Below are 17,767 nucleotides of genomic sequence, written 5' to 3'. Positions count from 1 at the left end.
TCCTATTTGTTTTATAACCCTTTATATTGGGGTTCCTCCAGCTCAAGCAGAGATATTCGCTGCTCCATCTGGACGATGACCTGGCTTACAACCTCTTTGTTGTCCTGAAATAATTTTCTGTGATCGGCTTTTTCAGATTCAGCTGTATACTTTTCCAAGGATGCTTCAATTCCTTTTAGCTGTGCGAGCGTACCTTTTACCTGGGAAGCAACAGTCATTATGGTTCCTCCTAACCCTTTGGTCTAAAAATTAAAGCTGCGATAAATGAGAAAATGATCGCTGAAGAAATACCTGCACTTGTTACCTCAAAAATACCTGTAACCACACCTACAATGCCATGCTGTTCTGCTTCTGCCATAGCCCCATGGACAAGAGCATTACCAAAGCTTGTGATGGGAACAGTGGCCCCGGCACCTGCAAAGTCAATAAGAGGCTCATATAAACCAAGGCCATCGAGGATGGCACCGAAGACCACTAATGCGCTCAATGTATGAGCTGGTGTCAATTTCCCTACATCCATCATAAGCTGCCCGATCACACAAATAAGGCCTCCGACAATAAAAGCACTAATGAACATTGTCATCCCTTTGCCCCCTCGCTTTCAATGGCTACGGCATGCGCAATACATGGAATGCTCTCTTTTTGCTGAAAGGTCAAAGGAGATAGCAATGCACCGGTTGCCACTACGAGAATCCTCTTATAGTCCCCATTTCTCATTCGGTTTAATAAATGGCCGTATAGCACGGCTGCTGAACATCCGGAACCACTCCCCCCGGCGATCACTGGCTGATCATCGTTATAAATCATGATTCCGCAATCCTTAAACTTTTCATCTGAAATACTTAGGTTATGTTTTTCAAATAAATCTAAAGCGATAGGCCGTCCTACTTTACCCAGGTCACCTGTTACAATTAAGTCATAGTAATCAGGTTCAATAGTAAGATCTCTAAAATGAGCCTCAATCGTATCAACTGCTGCGGGTGCCATGGCCCCGCCCATATTAAAGGGATCGGACAAACCCATATCCACAACCTTCCCAATCGTCGCTGCGGTCACTCTAGGACCAGTGCCGCTCGAAGAGAGGAGAGCCGCTCCTCCTGCTGTAACTGTCCACTGGGCTGTAGGTGGTTTTTGTGCCCCGTACTCGGTTGGGTACCTGAACTGTTTTTCAACGGCTGAATTATGGCTCGCGGACCCTGTTAGTATATTATTGGCTCCTCCATTATCAATAAGGAAAGCAGACAGAGCCAAGCCTTCCATAGAAGTAGAACAAGCCCCGAATAATCCTATATACGGAATACTTAAAGTACGGCAGGCAAAGCTTGTCGCGGTAATCTGGTTTATTAAATCACCAGCAAGGACAAATTGTACTTGATCCTTGGAGAAACCCTGCTTATCTAATGCAAATTGAAAAGCTTCCTCCATAAGTACTTTTTGAGCCTTTTCATAAGAATCCTGTTCCATCCACAAATCTTCATGAAGGGCGTCAAAGTCATTACTTAGCGGTCCCTTTCCTTCGAATGGACCGCCAACGACTCCTGTTGAAATGATTGCCGGTTTGTTTTCAAACACCCATGACTGGCGGCCAGCTAACATTATAATCCCCCCCACTGTATAAGAATGGTTCTGATGAGAGCGATAAAAAAGGCAGCGACACTTCCAAAAACAATTACCGAACCGGCCAGTTTAAACATGTTACCGCCGACTCCCAGGACATATCCTTCCGTCCTATGCTCGATGGCCGCACTTGCCATGGCATTGGCAAACCCAGTAACAGGAACCGCTGTTCCAGCTCCAGCATATTGAGCAAAGCGATCGTATACACCTAATCCAGTCAACAAAATTGATAGAATAATTAACACTGCAACGGTAGGATTGCCCGCTGTCTGCTCATTAAAATCAAAAAAATGAAGAAAAAAAGTTTGAATACCTTGTCCTACAAAGCAAATAAGGCCTCCGACCCAAAAAGCACGAATGCAGTTCTGCACCACAGGCCGTTCAGGTTCTCTTCCTTTCGCCAGTGTTTGATATTCCTGCTGGGCTGGTGTAAGAGTTTTCTTTTTTTCATTAGCCACCTTATTATCCCCCTTGTTATCCCTTCATGTACTCTTCCACTTTACCTAATCGTTTATTGATATCACTTTTGTTAAGCTGGCGCTGATGGACCTCTCTTTCTAGTTTTTCAAGCTCCATATAGGCTTTCTGGTCCGTGGACAAATAAATCGTCATTCCAGGCCAGCGCTTGGTGAGCTTCCTGTGACCGGCTTCTCTAATCTCTTTCAGACGTAAACGGGCACTGTGCTTCACTTGCGGTGCAATATAAAGCTCTTTTTCAAAACTTACTGCTGTAACATCTGTCACTTCTTCCATGGCCCGAATTATGGCTTTGGCTTCCTCGGCCCTCGCCTGAAGCGGTGCCGCAGCATTTTTAACAGGCTCTGGCGGTGACACTTCTGTATGTCCGGATATTTCAGGAGGCTGTTGGCAGCCAGCGGTGGTAAAAACAATGGAAGCGATGACCAGCAGTACACATGTTAGTTGTTTCAATTTCATTGACCTGCACCTCCAACCATCTACATTCTCCTTTTAGTATGAAAAATTCAGTTCCATTTATGTATTTCTTATTTGGAGAATGTTGTAAATCAACTGATGGGCTGTTCTTTTTGGTCTGCAGAACAGCGTTTTGATTACATCTACCACTCTGTGTCCATTCATCGATTAAAACTCTTGAGTAAATCCTGTATTTTTTGGAAAATGAGGGAAATAGTATAAAAAAACACTATGGAAGTTGATGGAATATGAATACAAATTATGCTTTTTTAACCGTTGAGCTTCTCATAGGCTTCTTTGCTCTTTTAGTGGTTACAAAGCTTTTAGGCAAAACTCAAATTACCCAACTTACCCCCTTTGATTTTATTTCTGCTTTAGTTTTAGGTGAACTTGTTGGGAATGCAATTTATGATAAAGAGATTCATGTTACATACGTTCTTTATGCCATCTTTGTCTGGACGGTTCTCATTTCAACAATTGAAAAAATCACTCAGAAATTCAAAAGGTCCAGAAATGTTTTAGAAGGGAAACCTACGATTGTAATTAGGAACGGACAATTAGATTATGAAGCGTTACAGAGCAATAAGTTAGACATAAACCAACTGCAGCACCTTCTCCGGGATAAGGATATATTTAGCTTGAAAGATGTACAGTATGCTATTTTAGAGGCGAATGGTTCGGTTAGTGTTATGAAAGCAGATCGTGCTGCCACGCCAACAAAAGAAGATTTAAATATACCTAAAACCTCTTCTTATCTTCCTATGAGTGTCATTCTAGACGGGGAATGGGTAGAAGATAACCTCAAAGAAATAAACTGGACCAAGGACCAGATTTTAAATGAATTAAATAAAGCCGGTATACCTAACATCAGGAGAGTGTTATACGCTGAATGGAACGGGTCCCTGCCTTTGCACATACAAAAATATGAGTAAAAAGCTCACTCGCACTGGAAGGCTATTCAGATGATCTTACATTTCCTGGCTTTCTCAAGAGTCTTTCAGAAAAGGAATGGTTTGGGGGACAAATCTGACGAGGAGTCAGCGAAGGAGAAGAGAGTGTGATGTTTTACATTTTTTACCATCATCTACAAGAAAAAAATATAAAAAACCCAGCTTTAGAGAAAGCCTGGGTAATTGACACAGTGTTTTCTATTGCTGGGAATATTGAGGTTCTTCCTGTTCCACCTGCTTCATTCTCATATCTAAACTGTCCACGATATTCTGAGTTTGCTGCGCAAGATTTTGATATGTTTGCTTTGCTTGTTGATTTTCAGTTTGTAAAGCAAAGGTCTCCAAACTCGCTTGTGCACTTTTGAGACCTGCTAATGTTTGTTTAATTTGTGTTCCAACTGTCATTCCTATCTCACTCCTTTATCGTATTCCTTATTTAATATGGAGTAATCCAAGTACAATATGCGCGTCATACTTTTCCATTAAGTAACCCGCCTTCCAACGAAGACGGGTTCTTTATACCTAGGCTAAAACAACGAGCTATCGTGCAGACGTGCTAAAAGGGCTCCCACTGGAGACGACGTGCTTTCTCAAATCTGTCAGACACATCATCCCAATCAATGACATACCAGAAATTATCGACGTAATTCCCTTTTTCTGTTTTGTATTGTAAGTAATAGGCATGCTCCCAGACATCCAGTACTAAAAGAGGGATGACATCCCATTGTGATAAATAATGGTGCTTCTCAGCCTGGAGAATTTCCAGTCTTCTGGCTCGTGGAGCCCACACTAAAATAGCCCACCCAACACCCTGGACCTTTTTTGCAGCTTCACTAAAATGCTCTTTAAATCCTTCAAAGCTGCCAAAATCTCTTTCAATGAAATCTCTGAGCTCACCACCAGGTTCTTCTCCGCCAGCAGGGCTCATATTATTCCAAAAAATGGTGTGTAAATAGTGGCCGGCGCCATTAAAGGCAGCTTCCCTTTCCCAATATCTCAACAGTTCAAAATCTCCCGTTTCTCTTGCCCTTTGCATTTCTTCTTCTGCTTTATTTAATCCATCGACATAAGATTGGTGATGCTCACTATGATGAAGTCTCATAATTTCTTCCGAGATCACTGGCTCTAACGCATCGTAGGAATAAGGCAAAGGAGGAAGACGGTGTTCTCCAGGGGGCACGTAATCCTGAGTCTCCCCTCTGCTTTCAGTCGTTACACTTGCTCCGCTCTGAAATTGTTCATATGCTTTTGCTGTTTTTCCTACCTGCTCTATGAAATAATCGAGCTTTTCCTTATCTTCTTCCATTGATTCCGGCCATGATTCTTTTAAGCGATAAAGTTCCGTTTCCATAGGTGCTTCTTCCTGCTCGTCACTTTGCACATCTACTCTTGAATGGTATATATATTCTTCCAAATCATCCATCCACTCTTTTACACGATAAAGATACTCATTCCATTCTTCCCGCTGGGACAAGAGCCTCACTCCTTTCTCTATTTTAAAACTTATGGAGTGAGGAGTTGTCCCATTCTCTTAAAAATGACAGGTCCTATTTTATGGGAGGTGCCTGGCACCTTGGAACGCTGTAACATAAATAAGAGCCCACGTCTGATCCAACAGGAACTACTATTACAAGCAAAGGTGGTGCCTGGCACCAGGACAGGATGACCTATTCCTTGATTGTATCTTCAAAGCTTTCAAAGAAAAGGTCTGCTTCTTCCTCACTTTCTTCTTTTCCCTCAGGCAGCGGAGGAAGCTCATCTAAAGAGGAAAGCTCAAAAACATCAAGAAAACGCTGGGTCGTTTGATACAAAATAGCCCTTCCTGTACTCTGCGCTCTTCCGGCTTCCTGAACCAGTCCTTTGCTAATCAGGGTCTGCATCGGCTTCTCCGATTTCACTCCCCGGATTTCTTCTATCTCCACCCTTGTGATGGGCTGTTTATATGCAATGATAGCCAATGTTTCAAGAGATGCTTGTGACAGACTGCCTTTTCTTGACTGGTCAATCAGTTTTTTAAAATACGGAGCATGTTCTTTTCTCGTCATCATATAAAATCTGTCGCCAAATTCCTTGATTTGCAGGCCACGTTCTTCATATTCATAGTTGCTTGAAAGGAGAAGGAGCGCTTCTTTCACTTCCCCGGCATCTCCGTCTAACGCTTTTACCGCATCCGGCACAGCTAGGCCTTCATCCCCGCACACAAATAAGAGTCCTTCGAGCACCGACAGCATATCCTTGTTACTCATCTTGTATCTCCCCCTCTCTGCTGATAATAATGATGTCCTCAAAATTATCCATCTGCATGCATGAGATGGAATGAGCTTTCATTAATTCCAAAACCGCCAAAAAAGTTACAACCATATGAGATTTATCAGGGGAATCAAATAGTTTTGAAAAAGTAGTAGGTTCCTTTTGTCTTGATAACAATGTTCGAATTTCGTCCATCCTTTGAGTTAAAGGAATTTCTTCGGAACGAATCTTCGTTTGGCGAGGCTTTTTGTACCGCACACGCTCTTTTAACTTCTGAAAAGCTTGAATCATATCATATAAAGAAAGGTGTTTCGTATCAATTTCGTTATCTTCCTCTAAAGTCTGGCTGTTATCTATCGTGCTCGGGGGCTTTGAAAATGTAAGATTCCTTTGTTCCTCACGATTTTTTAAAGTGCCCGCCGCTTCTTTAAATCGCTTATATTCCAGCAGCTGGCTCATTAATTCTTCCCTGGGGTCTTCCTCCCAATCCTCAGTCAGTTCTTCGTCTATCATTTCTTCCTGCTTTGGAAGGAGCATTTGACTCTTGATAGCAAGCAGCGTTGCAGCCATCACTAGATATTCGCTGGCAACATCCAATTCCAGCTCTTGCATTGTCTGCACGTACAAGAGATACTGCTCGGTTATTTCTGAAACAGGAATGTTATAAATGTCAACTTCTGCCTGCTGTATCAAATGTAACAAGAGGTCAAGGGGACCTTCAAAAGCATCAATCTTTACGTTGTATGAATTCACGTCTTATCACCTGATTTTTAAAATGGTTCTGTTAAAAAGGGAATGTTAATTTTTTACAATTTGTGTCATTGTGATAAAAGAGCGACGCCTTCGGGAATAGCATGAGCCTCACGAGCCCGCAGGGAGCTCCCGAGGAATCAGAGATCATGCCCGAGGAACGCGAATAAAGTAATGTATAAATCGATGTCTGCTTGCCCCTATAGGTGTTATCAAACGTCTTTGACGAACAAGATGGAACAAAGATAAAAAAATAATTAGTAAAAAAATATATTTTTTCCAGCAAAACACCGTGTGTTTTTACTTGAAACTGTTGAAATTATAACATAACACCTTTCTTAACAAAGGCAACCAGCTATTGAAGCTGGATTAAATGTGTTATAATAATTGCCATGCTAAACTTATCGGTTTTCTTTGTAAGAAAGGAGTTTCTGTTGTCTATGTATCCAAACGCATATATCGAATACCTCGTATACTTTCATGGGCCCAGAGACTTCTTTGAATGTCATGAGGTTCTTGAAGAGCACTGGAAGAAAGATAAGAAAGAAGAAAGAAATCCACACTGGGTGGGTTTAATACAAGTAGCCGTTTCCTTATACCACCAAAGAAGGAATAATTTCTCTGGCGCCATTCGTATGATGGCAAGCGCTATAAACATTCTAAGTAAAGAAGCCGAGAATTTGAAGCTCCTTGGCTTACAATATGAGGAATTACTTCAAAGGCTTGAACAGAGGCTAACGGATATGTATGAATATAAGGACTATGAGGAATTTAACCTCCCAATCGCTGATTTGGATCTCCTTGCCTATTGCAAGCAAAAATCCTTGGAAATCGGCTCGCTCTGGGGATCCGACAGCGACTTCGAAAATGGTATGATTATTCATAAACACACTCTTCGTGACCGATCCGAAGTGATTGAGGAACGCCTTAAACAACAATATGTCAAAGAAAAGGAACGGAAGGCGTAACTTACGCCTTCCGTTTTTTTTATGCTTATTATATTATGCTTATCATTTACAATCCTGCAAGCTTCTAATTCACTTCTTGATTCACTTCATTTTCACAGCAGCTCAAAAAACCTGATGTTTCTTCAGAACCAACCATTTCACAGCCTAAGCGTTGCGAAAGAACAGACACCATTTTCCGGCCAATTCCTTCATCTCGAAACGAAGGGTTTACACAAAGATGCTTGAGTTCAGGTGTTCCATCTTCATGCATATAAATTCCGATTACACCTACAAGGTCATCGTTTTCTTTCCAAAGATACAGCTGCCTGTTTTCCTCTTCTTCATAAAGACGAATGGTTTCCTGCAGTTTCTTAACTTCCTTTTCTTCAGGCATAAAAGAAAGAAGACCCATAGCTATCTTTTTATACGAAGATTTGTACTTGATGAACATTTTCATCCCTCATTGCTCATGTTGATCTTATACCTTAATATGCTGTTCCTTCTTCCTCAATTATACCTGTGTATCACCAAAAGAAAAGGTTCAAACGACATATTTTACCACCTACAGGCAAGGAAATTTGACTCACATTAAGGATGTTTGTCCTTTTATGTTATACTGCTTAGCCATTTACGCTATCGTTATTTTACTCTTCTTTTAAGCTTTTATCAAGGTTGGCCATTTCAATTGCTGTCACAGCTGCTTCTGCCCCTTTATTTCCTGCTTTCGTCCCGGCACGCTCAATCGCTTGCTCAATTGTGTCCGTGGTAAGGACACCAAATATTACAGGAATCCCGGTTTGAAGAGAAAGAGAACCTACTCCCTTTGCAGCTTCACCGCACACATAATCAAAATGAGGAGTAGAACCGCGAATAACAGTTCCAAGTGTAATGATGGCGTCATATTTCCCTGTTTCAGCCATCTTCTTTGCTGCAAAAGGAATTTCAAATGCACCCGGTACCCAGGCAATATCGATATTTTCTTCATTTACGCCATGGCGTTTAAGCGTATTCTCTGCTCCGCTTAATAATTTACTCGTAATAAATTCATTGAACCTTCCAACCACAATCCCAATTTTCTGGCCCGTGCCTACTAGTTCACCTTCATAAATGTTTCCCATGTCAATTTCCCCTTTCATTGCTAAAAATGCAGCATATGTCCTAATTTAGAATGTTTGGTGCGTAGATAAGTTTCATTATCTTTGTTATATGGTAATTCTAACGGCACTCGCTCTACAACTTCAAGTCCGTACCCTTTAAGACCTGTTATTTTCCTGGGGTTATTAGTCAGCAGCTTCATTTTGGAAATTCCAAGATCTCTTAAAACCTGAGCTCCTATGCCATAATCACGAAGGTCCGGACCGAATCCAAGCTTTTCATTTGCTTCAACGGTATCGTAGCCTTCTTCCTGAAGCTTATAGGCTTTCATTTTGTTAATTAAGCCTATCCCCCGTCCTTCCTGTCTCATATATAACAAGACACCTTTTCCTGCTTTTTCTATCTGCTGCAAGGCAGCATTCAGCTGTGGTCCGCAATCACAGCGGTGGGAACCAAATACATCTCCTGTTAAACACTCGGAATGCACCCGAACAAGAACGGGCTCATCCGGAGCAAACTGGCCCTTAACGAGGGCAATGCTTTCTTTTTCATCCACAATTGATGTGTAGCCTACCGCTCTAAAATCTCCATAGTCTGTAGGAAGCTTAATTTCAGTTTCTCTTCTGATTAATTTATCTTTTTTATGGCGGTATTGAATCAGGTCTTTAATGGTTATCATTTTTATTTCATGCTGGTCAGCAATTTTTCTCAAGTCAGGGACCCGCGCCATCGACCCGTCATCTTTAATAATTTCGCAAATAACCCCTGCAGGCTCAGCTCCAGAGAGCCTGGCTAAATCCACTGCAGCTTCTGTATGCCCTGCTCTGCGTAACACACCGCCATTTTTGGCCACAAGAGGAAATATATGTCCAGGCTTTTTAAAATCATGAGGCTTGGTGTCTTTAGCGATTAAAGCCCGGATCGTGTCAGCTCGTTCATGGGCAGATATTCCTGTTGCATTTGTTTTGTGGTCAATACTCACGGTAAAAGCAGTTCCGTGTGGATCAGTATTATGGTCTACCATTGTCTGCAAATCAAGCTCTTTTGCACGATCTACACAAATTGGAGCGCAAACCAGGCCTCTTCCGTGAGTAATCATAAAATTAATTGTTTCAGGAGTAACTTTTTCTGCTAAAGCCACAAAATCTCCTTCATTTTCACGATCCTCATCATCACAAACAATAACTACCTTTCCTTGCATCAATTCATAAATCGCTTCCTCTATCGGATCAAACATTTTTTCAGTCATGGTCTTTCACTCTCCTGCCCATTCTATTTAAAGCCGTTTTCCTCTAGAAAAGATTCACTAATATTTCCTGTTTTCGGTGATTGAAGCTTTGTTTCCACCAGCCGGTCAACATATTTTGCAAGCATATCACACTCAATATTTACCGGATCACCAGCAGACTTCTCCCCTAGTATTGTTTCCGAAAGAGTATGAGGGATGATGGAAAGTGTCAGCTCCTGTTGATCTATTCCAAACACGGTAAGGCTTATTCCATCAATGCAGACTGATCCTTTATTCATGATGTAAGGTGTTAGAGGAGCTGGTACCTTAATGGTAAAGTACACTGCATTATCTAACGGCTTCTTTGCAAGCACCTCGCCTGTTCCGTCAACATGGCCGGAAACAAAGTGACCTCCAAATCTGCCGCCGGCTGCCATGGCTCTTTCCAGGTTTACTTTTGAACCAGGTTTTAATGTCCTTAGACTCGTAGCTCTGACTGTTTCCGGCATAACATCAACAGTAAAATGGCTGTCATCAAACGAAGTAACTGTTAAGCATACTCCGTTCACCGCGATACTGTCACCAAGACCGACATCCGTTAATATTTCTCTTGCTTCGATACTCATGACGATCGCCTCGCCGCTTTGATGTAATGACCTTATCGTTCCCTTTTCTTCAATAATTCCTGTAAACATCTTAAAAAGCCTCCTTTGGCCGGGCGGTTATTTTGAGGTCGTCTCCTGCTTTTTCGACAGATATGATATCAAGAGCGATGGCTTCATTAATATTTGCTATCCCTGCTCCTCCTACAGCCGTAGGAGCATCTTTGCCGCCAATCAGCTTGGGTGCCATATACATAATCACTTCCTGGAATGCCCTTTCTTCCACAAAGGACCCGGCAACTGTCGCGCCCCCTTCGACATAAAGGGATTGAATATTTCTTTCTCCTAAAACGTTCAGCATCTCCTGAAGGCTGATAGAAGAGCGACTCATTTTAATGACTTCAGCACCTAATGATTTATACTGGTTTATTTTTTGTTCATCGTTATCGCTTCCACAAATGATCCATACGGGAGCAAGCCCATCATGAAGCATTTTCGCCTGCAGGGGGGTTCGTAAATTTGTATCGAGAATCACTCTTATCGGGTGGGCGCCTCCTGAAGGAAGCCTTGTCGTTAACGAAGGGTTATCCTTTTTCACTGTCTCAACCCCTGCCAGGATGGCATCATGAGTATGCCGTGAATAATGAACATCCTCCCTCGCTTCTTTTTCAGTAATCCATTGGCTTTCACCGGTCACCGTAGCAGTCTTTCCGTCTAGAGAAGTCGCCGACTTTAAGGTAACATAGGGCGTTTTCGCCTTCATAAAATGAAAAAATTTCCGATTCAGCCAGTCTGCTCTTTCTTTTTCCACGTAAAGGACAACCTCGACTCCCGCCTCCTTTAATTTCTGTATACCCTTTCCTGCAACTTGAGGGTTAGGATCGGACGTTGCTATAACAGCGCGCTTAATTCCTTTATTAATAATTGTATCCGCGCAGGGCGGAGTTTTACCGTAATGACTGCAAGGTTCGAGGGTTACATAAATATCTGCTCCCGCTGCTTCATCTCCAGCCATTGCCAAAGCATGCACCTCTGCATGTTCTGTCCCTGCTTTTAAATGAGCCCCCATTCCAAGAATACGCCCTTCTTTCACGACGACAGCGCCTACTACCGGGTTTGGGGAAGTTTGTCCTTCTGTGTTTTCCGCTAAGTCCAATGCTAGTTTCATATAGGATTGATCATTTATCATGGATGGCTCCCCCTTCTATCAAGCTTCCTTCTGCGGTCAATTGGTCTTTGCTTTTCTAGAAGGCCCTCACTCTTTCACCGCTTCTTATATAAATAAAAATCCCCTGAAGAAAAGGTTTCTTCAGGGGAACGTAAGTAATATACACGTGTTCAAATAAGCCTCTTTCCTGGAAGGTGAAAGTCTTAAATGGACAGACTCCCCCCTAGGATATCCGGCTTGTTAAAAAACAAGCAACATAAGTGCAAAGAGGTGAACACGGTTTTTCCTTCTCCCATCCAGACTTTACTGTCGGCTCTGGAGTTTCACCAGATCCACCGGGTCTTCAATGAAAACACGGGTCACGGACTGAAAAGCGAATATCGCTTTATCACCGCCGGTTGGGAATTTCACCCGACCCCGAAGGCAAACCGCATGGCTTGATATATTCAATTTTTAATTAGTATACCATATTATCCGGCTAAACTAGCAACAATGAAGACTTATTCATAGAAATCTTTCTCTATCGCCCATTTCATTCAGTCCTTTTTAGTTACTGGAAAATCAAACATGGCTGTACAAGAACGTCCTGATCTCAAGCCCAACCAGTTAAGAAGTGTCTGATACAAAACTGCCTCCCCTATGTCAAAAACTGTTTGATCCCCGGTTAGCTGAAGTCTTACCAGCTGTATAGAAGTGAATGCGAATGAAATGAAGCTTGAACGGATGTCGCACTTGCGCCTTCAGGTACATGCGAGTGTGCCTTTGATAGAATCTTGAAAACAAAAAAGAGCTCTCACGATGATGAGGGCTCTTCTCTTTCGCCGGGTTTTGTCCCAGCCTTTTATAGACAACCTAAAGGTTTATGCAATGAAGCCTTTAATGGGGTGCTTATTCTTCCCACACCTTAACTTCCTTCATTACGTCTCCGCCTTGAATACGGTCTACCGTTTCAAGTCCATCTGTTACCTTGGCAAAAACAGTGTGGACGCCATCCAGGTGAGGCTGGCGTTCAAACAGGATAAAGAACTGGCTTCCGCCCGTATCTTTTCCAGCGTGGGCCATTGAAAGGTATCCTCTCTCATGCTTATGAGGGTTTCCTTCTGTCTCACATTTGATTGTATATCCAGGACCGCCTGCCCCAGTTCCTTGAGGACAACCGCCTTGTGCTACAAAGCCAGGAATTACACGGTGAAAAGTCAGACCGTTATAAAACCCTTCATTTGCAAGTTTTTCAAAATTAGCTACCGTGCCAGGAGCATCTTCTTCAAAGAATTCTAAATGGATTGTCTCACCGTTTTCAAAAGAAATTGTACCTTTTTTCATTTCTTCACCTCATTGTATGTAGTGGCCCTTTCAAAGAAGGGCACTGTTTATTATTATACTCGTTCCGGGGCATATAAAGGAAGGTCATTACGAATTAAATCATCATATGTTTCGCCTTTTACAACCAGACGAGTCTTTCCTTCTTCTGCAAATACAACAGAAGGACGCGGGATTCTGTTGTAGTTATTAGCCATAGAATACCCATAAGCCCCCGTACAAAAGACAGCTAAAATATCACCGTGTTTTACTTCCGGGAGCGGGAGGTCCCAAATAAGCATATCTCCGCTTTCACAAGCTTTGCCTGCAATTGAAACTTTATCTGCAGCTTTCTCGTTTGCTCTGTTCGCAAGAATTCCTTCATACTCCGCCTGATAAAGAGCCGGACGAATATTATCTGTCATTCCTCCGTCAATAGAAACATATCTACGTACATTTGGAATATCCTTTGTAGAACCAATTGTATAAAGGGTGGTTCCTGCATCTCCTGCGATAGAACGTCCTGGTTCAATCCAAATCTCAGGAACATCCATTCCAGAAGCCTTCGCTTCTTTTTTTACAGCCTTAATTACATCCTTTACATACTCTTCCGGAGGCAGAGGGTCATCTCCTTCAACATAACGTATGCCAAAGCCCCCGCCGACATTTAATACCTCAGGGGTATAGTCAAACTTCTCCCGCCACTTTCTAATACTCTCGTACAGCTTCTCAACTGCCATTGTAAAACCAGTTGTATCAAAAATTTGGGAGCCAATATGGCAATGAAAGCCGAGGAGCTCTATTTCTGGTTGGGAAAGAATGGTTTCCATTGCTTTTTCAACCTGCCCGCTCGCAAGGTCAAAACCAAACTTTGAATCCTCCTGGCCAGTTGAAATGTAATCATGAGTATGAGCTTCTACTCCAGGAGTGGTCCTGAGAAGCACCTTCACAGTTTTCCCTTGACTCTTCGCTTCTTCTTTAATTAAGTCAAGCTCATAAAAGTTATCAGCAACAATACAGCCTATATTTAATTCTATGGACATACGGATTTCCTCAGCGCTTTTATTGTTACCGTGGAAATGGACACGCTCCATCGGGAATCCCGCTTGTTTAGCTGTATACAATTCTCCTCCTGATACCACATCAAGGCTCAAGCCTAGTTCATCAACCAGCTGTATCATTGCCAGGCAGCTGAATGCTTTGCTGGCATACGCCACTTGATAGGACACACCTTCTTCTATAAAAGCCTTTTGAAAGCCCTCAGTCCGTTTACGAATTAATGCTGTATCGTATACATATACAGGGGTTCCATATTTTTTGGCTATAGCGACAGTATCTACTCCGCCAATTTCCAAATGACCCTTTTCATTTATCCTGCTCGTTCCATGTAAATACATGAGCGTTCTCTCTCCTTACCCCTTAAATCAATGTGTCCATTTTATCATCATTTATACATAAGCAAAAGAAAAAGAGTTCACTTCCCTGAAATTGCATTTTTGTCCTATGCCGTTATTTTATACAAAAGTAAATTCATATCAATTACACCTTTTAATTGCCCTCTTAATTAAAGAATACATTTTGGTTTTAAAGGAAAAATAAAAACCTACTCACTTCTTGGGAGGGAAAAATAATGAGCTTTTTTAAAGAAGATTCTCCAAAGGAAAACCGTGCTTCCCGAAAGCAGGAACAAGCTACAGATACAGAATTTGCGAGAGATAATGCTCATATTGAGCTTCGGGAAGAAGAAATAGACGTGCATAAGCATCGAGCAGAAACAGGAGATGTGACCCTTCATAAAGATATTATTGAAGAGGAAAAAGAGATTAACGTGCCTCTATCCCACGATCAAGTTGTTATTGAGAGAAAAGCAGTTAATCATGAGCCATCAGAAGAACCAATTGGAAAGGAAGAAACGATCCGGATCCCTGTGACGGCTGAAAAACTTGATGTTGACAAACACACCGTAGTGACAGGTGAGGTCTCAGCCCATAAACAGGCTGTGGAAGAAACAGAACAAATAAAAGATGTCCTTCATAAAGAAGTAGCTGACGTTGAAGAACATGGAGATGCAGAAATAATTAATGATGACAAATAGCCTTTGCATTTAATTGCTTTTTCCTACTTAGCGTTTGTTAAGTAGGATTTTTACTTATGTAAATTTACAACTAAACACAATAGGAGGGTAAAATTTATGAAAAAATCTATTCTGTTCGGATCCATTATTGGTGGACTTATTATTTTTTTGTTAGGGGGATCTTTTTTTGCAGGAGTTGTTATGGGGGGGATTATAGGGGGGATATGGGGAGCCTTCTTCAGGCAAAAAAAATCATTGCCTAGAAAAAGCACGAAAAAAGGCTCCTCTTTAAAAGTTCGTGAAGAAGAACTAGAAATAAAAAAAGTGAAAGTTCCTATAGGGGAAGTTAACGTTCATAAGGAAGTAATAAAAGACAAAAAAACGATTACCGTGCCAATTAAACGTGAAGAAATGGTAATTGAAGCAGGGGATGAAGAGTATTATCGCATTCCTCTAAAGGAGGAGGAAATTAAAGTCAGTAAACATCCTGTTACATTAAATGACGTTTCTATAAAAAAACAACGAAAAAATGAGATTCAAAAAGTGAAAACCACACTAAAAAAAGAAAAAGTTATATCTGACGTTAACGGAGAGGCGGACATGAAAGAACAGGATCCTATTACGTAAATGTTTATGGACTTGTCAAAGGCCATTGTGGGAAGTTCTCGTTTTTGCTCACTGCCACTTGTTGTGCCTTCACGTGAAAACGAAGGGCGTTGCATTCATGAATGGCTAAAATAAGAAGACCCGAACCACCGCAATAAATGGTTCGGGTTTTTTGAATGATTTCCTTTTGTTCCACCTCTTTTATGATTGCTTGATGGGATCCTGAGGGTCAACAATCTTTGGTCTGAATCGGAGGGTTGGTACAGTAGTACGTACAATAATCTGCCAGAATTCCTTTGGTGCAAATGGCAGAAACGGCCAAAGATAAGGTTTATTTAAGGAACGAATGGCACATACCAACAAGAAAATGATCGTGGTCCCAATAATGAAACCCGGCCCTTCAAACAAAAAGACGAGCACAATCAGAACAAGTCTGGAAATCTTTAAAGCAACACCCAGCTCGTAGCTTGGTGTGGCAAAAAGACCTACCGCCCCTGCGGCAATATATAAGATAACTTCTGCGGTAAACAAACCGACCTCAATGGCAATTTCCCCAATTAAAAGTGCCGCGACTAACCCAAGAGCCGTTGCCAAAGGAGAAGGAGTATGGATGGCAGCCATCCTCAGAAGCTCTATACCAAATTCAGCGATTAGAATTTGAGCAAAGATAGGAACATTTTGATCTCCATTGTCGGGACCTATATAATCAAGCATTTCAGGCAGCATTTCCGGAGACAACACCATTAGCAGCCAAAGTGGAACTAGAAAGACTCCAGCAAGAATTCCAAGGAACCGAACCCAACGAAAAAACGTCCCAATGGCAGGGGCCTGCCGGTATTCTTCTGCATGCTGGACATGGTGAAACATTGTCGTTGGCGTGATGATTACGCTAGGGGAGGCATCCACAATGACAACAACATGCCCTTCTAAAAGGTGAGTAGCTGCCACGTCAGGCCTTTCCGTATAACGAACAAGCGGAAATGGGTTGTTGCCCTGTTTAACAATATACTCTTCCACTACTTTGTCAGCCATAGAAAGCCCGTCAATGTTTATGGACTCCAGTTCTTTTCTCACAATCTCCACCAAGGCAGGGTCAGCAATCCCATCTATATAAGATAGACAGACATCGGTTTGCGATCTCGTTCCAATCCGAAGCATTTCATTGCGAAGGTTTGGATCCCTTATCCTTCTTCTTGTAAGTGCCGTGTTTTCCACGATGTTTTCTGTATATCCGTCTCTTGCTCCACGTACGACCTTCTCTGTGTCTGGCTCTTCAGGTCCTCGTCCTGGATAGTTCCTTACATCTACTATGAAGGCTTCATCTTTTCCCTCCATTAAAATAACAGCAAGGCCGGAGAGGAGTTCTGTAATACAATCTTCAAAGGTATCTTTATACTCTACTTGAACATGTGTAAGGTGATTTTCTATTGCTTTTTGAACATCGTGAACTTCTCTTCCACGTGATTCAAGCAGCATAAGCTCTCGCAAAATCTCAATGATGTATTGATCATTTGAAAGCCCATTTACGTAGTAAATTTGAATTTCTTTCCCAAGTATGTCCAGCTTTCGAATTCCTACGTCGTAACTTGTCCCGATCCCAAGACGTTCTGTTAGTATTTTTTCATTTTTATGAAGTTGTGGAAAGAGAGACTGTTTTTCTTCTACTTGTTGCGACAATTCCAACCACTCCGTTCGATAAGGATTTCAATAGCTTTTCTTGTTATCGGCGAGCCTTTTTCAGGGTCATCCCAACCTCCCATTTTGCCTATATCCCCTACGCCGATAACAGGAACTCCCAGGTCATCAATGCAATACACTGTATCTCCTTTGAGACGGCCAATTTCAAGTTCCTCTATCCCTTCTTTATCCACTCCATAAGAAGTAAGGTTCCCAAACTTGTCTATTGATACATCAACATTGGTCCAGTCAAATTGTTTCGAGGTGGATGCCACGGCTATGACGCCTAATACATCAACTGTTTTGCTGCTGTTAAGGGCTATCATCTTCTCTTCTCCACGCCCTATCCCTTGCTGTCCGGCATCATCAAACAACAGCAAAACCGGCTCCCCTTCTGCGCTTTTAACCATTTCCTCCAGCTCTGTTGTATTAGGAGGAGAAGGGTTACCTCCTGAAGCTGTTAGAAAAGGGAGCTGTAATTCTCTTGCAGCACACTCTACTGCTTTCACGGCAGCAGAATCTCCATCTGTTATAAAAATTACTGACTTTTTCCTACTCACTAGCTTCTCCC

22 protein-coding genes and 1 riboswitch are annotated in these 17,767 nt (G+C 42.0%); of the genes, 4 read left to right on the top strand and 18 right to left on the bottom strand.

What is annotated here, in order from left to right; translation table 11 throughout:
* Positions 1–11: 11 nt before the first annotated feature.
* From CEF17_RS04615 to CEF17_RS04595, 5 genes are read right to left on the bottom strand one after another with little or no spacing between them, the layout of a single operon-like run.
* Positions 12–218: a DUF1657 domain-containing protein gene (locus tag CEF17_RS04615; RefSeq protein WP_054637877.1), complete on the bottom strand. Its 207-nt coding sequence runs from the start codon at positions 216–218 to the stop codon at positions 12–14.
* 11 nt (positions 219–229) lie between these two features.
* The gene (gene spoVAE, locus CEF17_RS04610) at positions 230–577 is read right to left on the bottom strand and encodes a stage V sporulation protein AE (protein ID WP_100400791.1); all 348 of its coding nucleotides are present in this window, start codon (positions 575–577) and stop codon (positions 230–232) included.
* A gap of 2 nt (positions 578–579) precedes the next feature.
* On the bottom strand, positions 580–1,596 hold the full coding sequence (spoVAD, locus tag CEF17_RS04605) for a stage V sporulation protein AD (RefSeq protein WP_100398487.1): 1,017 nt from the start codon (positions 1,594–1,596) through the stop codon (positions 580–582).
* Complete coding sequence (spoVAC, locus tag CEF17_RS04600; RefSeq protein WP_100398486.1) at positions 1,596–2,075, bottom strand: stage V sporulation protein AC; 480 nt, start codon at positions 2,073–2,075, stop codon at positions 1,596–1,598. Before spoVAC ends, spoVAD begins: the two co-directional genes overlap by 1 nt.
* Before the next feature lie 16 nt (positions 2,076–2,091).
* Positions 2,092–2,553, bottom strand: coding sequence for a hypothetical protein (locus CEF17_RS04595; RefSeq protein ID WP_100398485.1), 462 nt, complete (start codon positions 2,551–2,553; stop codon positions 2,092–2,094).
* Between the two features lie 245 nt (positions 2,554–2,798).
* On the opposite strand from CEF17_RS04595, the gene CEF17_RS04590 reads away from it, so the two are divergent.
* A complete protein-coding gene (locus CEF17_RS04590) occupies positions 2,799–3,482 on the top strand; it encodes a DUF421 domain-containing protein (RefSeq protein ID WP_100398484.1) in 684 nt (227 codons plus the stop codon).
* 216 nt (positions 3,483–3,698) lie between these two features.
* On the opposite strand, the gene CEF17_RS04585 is transcribed toward CEF17_RS04590, so the two are convergent.
* From CEF17_RS04585 to CEF17_RS04570, 4 genes are all read right to left on the bottom strand, one after another.
* The gene (locus tag CEF17_RS04585) at positions 3,699–3,905 is read right to left on the bottom strand and encodes a DUF1657 domain-containing protein (RefSeq protein ID WP_054636405.1); all 207 of its coding nucleotides are present in this window, start codon (positions 3,903–3,905) and stop codon (positions 3,699–3,701) included.
* Positions 3,906–4,056: 151 nt separating this feature from the next.
* Positions 4,057–4,974, bottom strand: coding sequence for a superoxide dismutase (locus CEF17_RS04580; protein WP_232725413.1), 918 nt, complete (start codon positions 4,972–4,974; stop codon positions 4,057–4,059).
* A 193-nt stretch (positions 4,975–5,167) separates the two neighbouring features.
* Entirely contained in the window at positions 5,168–5,746 is a 579-nt protein-coding gene (gene scpB, locus CEF17_RS04575; RefSeq protein ID WP_100398483.1) for an SMC-Scp complex subunit ScpB, read from the bottom strand.
* Positions 5,739–6,503: a segregation/condensation protein A gene (locus tag CEF17_RS04570; protein ID WP_100398482.1), complete on the bottom strand. Its 765-nt coding sequence runs from the start codon at positions 6,501–6,503 to the stop codon at positions 5,739–5,741. The genes scpB and CEF17_RS04570 overlap by 8 nt, the downstream gene beginning before the upstream one ends.
* Positions 6,504–6,940: 437 nt before the next feature.
* Here CEF17_RS04570 and CEF17_RS04565 point away from each other — a divergent pair, with 437 nt between their 5' ends.
* On the top strand, positions 6,941–7,468 hold the full coding sequence (locus CEF17_RS04565; protein ID WP_100398481.1) for a DUF309 domain-containing protein: 528 nt from the start codon (positions 6,941–6,943) through the stop codon (positions 7,466–7,468).
* A 64-nt stretch (positions 7,469–7,532) separates the two neighbouring features.
* Here CEF17_RS04565 and CEF17_RS04560 read toward each other — a convergent pair whose 3' ends face one another.
* The 7 genes from CEF17_RS04560 to lysA form a co-directional block, all read right to left on the bottom strand.
* Complete coding sequence (locus CEF17_RS04560) at positions 7,533–7,898, bottom strand: GNAT family N-acetyltransferase (RefSeq protein WP_100398480.1); 366 nt, start codon at positions 7,896–7,898, stop codon at positions 7,533–7,535.
* Positions 7,899–8,091: 193 nt separating this feature from the next.
* On the bottom strand, positions 8,092–8,565 hold the full coding sequence (gene ribH / locus CEF17_RS04555; RefSeq protein ID WP_100398479.1) for a 6,7-dimethyl-8-ribityllumazine synthase: 474 nt from the start codon (positions 8,563–8,565) through the stop codon (positions 8,092–8,094).
* Between the two features lie 20 nt (positions 8,566–8,585).
* Positions 8,586–9,779, bottom strand: coding sequence for a bifunctional 3,4-dihydroxy-2-butanone-4-phosphate synthase/GTP cyclohydrolase II (locus tag CEF17_RS04550; protein WP_100400789.1), 1,194 nt, complete (start codon positions 9,777–9,779; stop codon positions 8,586–8,588).
* Positions 9,780–9,814: 35 nt separating this feature from the next.
* The gene (ribE, locus tag CEF17_RS04545) at positions 9,815–10,465 is read right to left on the bottom strand and encodes a riboflavin synthase (RefSeq protein ID WP_100398478.1); all 651 of its coding nucleotides are present in this window, start codon (positions 10,463–10,465) and stop codon (positions 9,815–9,817) included.
* 1 nt (position 10,466) lies between these two features.
* Positions 10,467–11,561 (bottom strand): bifunctional diaminohydroxyphosphoribosylaminopyrimidine deaminase/5-amino-6-(5-phosphoribosylamino)uracil reductase RibD, encoded by a 1,095-nt coding sequence (ribD, locus tag CEF17_RS04540; protein ID WP_100398477.1) that lies wholly within the window; start codon positions 11,559–11,561, stop codon positions 10,467–10,469.
* 259 nt (positions 11,562–11,820) lie between these two features.
* A riboswitch (FMN riboswitch) is annotated at positions 11,821–11,969 on the bottom strand.
* A 459-nt stretch (positions 11,970–12,428) separates the two neighbouring features.
* Positions 12,429–12,863, bottom strand: coding sequence for a peptidylprolyl isomerase (locus tag CEF17_RS04535; protein ID WP_100398476.1), 435 nt, complete (start codon positions 12,861–12,863; stop codon positions 12,429–12,431).
* Positions 12,864–12,916: 53 nt separating this feature from the next.
* Complete coding sequence (gene lysA, locus CEF17_RS04530) at positions 12,917–14,236, bottom strand: diaminopimelate decarboxylase (protein WP_100398475.1); 1,320 nt, start codon at positions 14,234–14,236, stop codon at positions 12,917–12,919.
* 233 nt (positions 14,237–14,469) lie between these two features.
* On the opposite strand from lysA, the gene CEF17_RS04525 reads away from it, so the two are divergent.
* Positions 14,470–14,934 carry a YsnF/AvaK domain-containing protein gene (locus CEF17_RS04525; RefSeq protein WP_100398474.1) on the top strand — a complete coding sequence of 155 codons (465 nt, stop codon included), beginning with the start codon at positions 14,470–14,472 and terminating at the stop codon, positions 14,932–14,934.
* 96 nt (positions 14,935–15,030) lie between these two features.
* Entirely contained in the window at positions 15,031–15,540 is a 510-nt protein-coding gene (locus tag CEF17_RS04520; protein ID WP_100398473.1) for a YsnF/AvaK domain-containing protein, read from the top strand.
* 180 nt (positions 15,541–15,720) lie between these two features.
* On the opposite strand, the gene CEF17_RS04515 is transcribed toward CEF17_RS04520, so the two are convergent.
* Positions 15,721–17,196: a spore germination protein gene (locus tag CEF17_RS04515; protein ID WP_100398472.1), complete on the bottom strand. Its 1,476-nt coding sequence runs from the start codon at positions 17,194–17,196 to the stop codon at positions 15,721–15,723.
* Positions 17,181–17,756, bottom strand: coding sequence for a stage V sporulation protein SpoVABEA (locus CEF17_RS04510; protein WP_100398471.1), 576 nt, complete (start codon positions 17,754–17,756; stop codon positions 17,181–17,183). Before CEF17_RS04510 ends, CEF17_RS04515 begins: the two co-directional genes overlap by 16 nt.
* Positions 17,757–17,767 lie beyond the last annotated feature (11 nt).

This window comes from Bacillus sp. FJAT-44742, assembly GCF_002797315.1.
In the GTDB taxonomy this organism is placed as follows: Bacteria; Bacillota; Bacilli; order Bacillales; family Marinococcaceae; genus Thalassorhabdus; species Thalassorhabdus alkalitolerans.
Note: the sequence above shows the minus strand (reverse complement) of the source record. Positions and strands in the feature narration are given on the sequence as shown.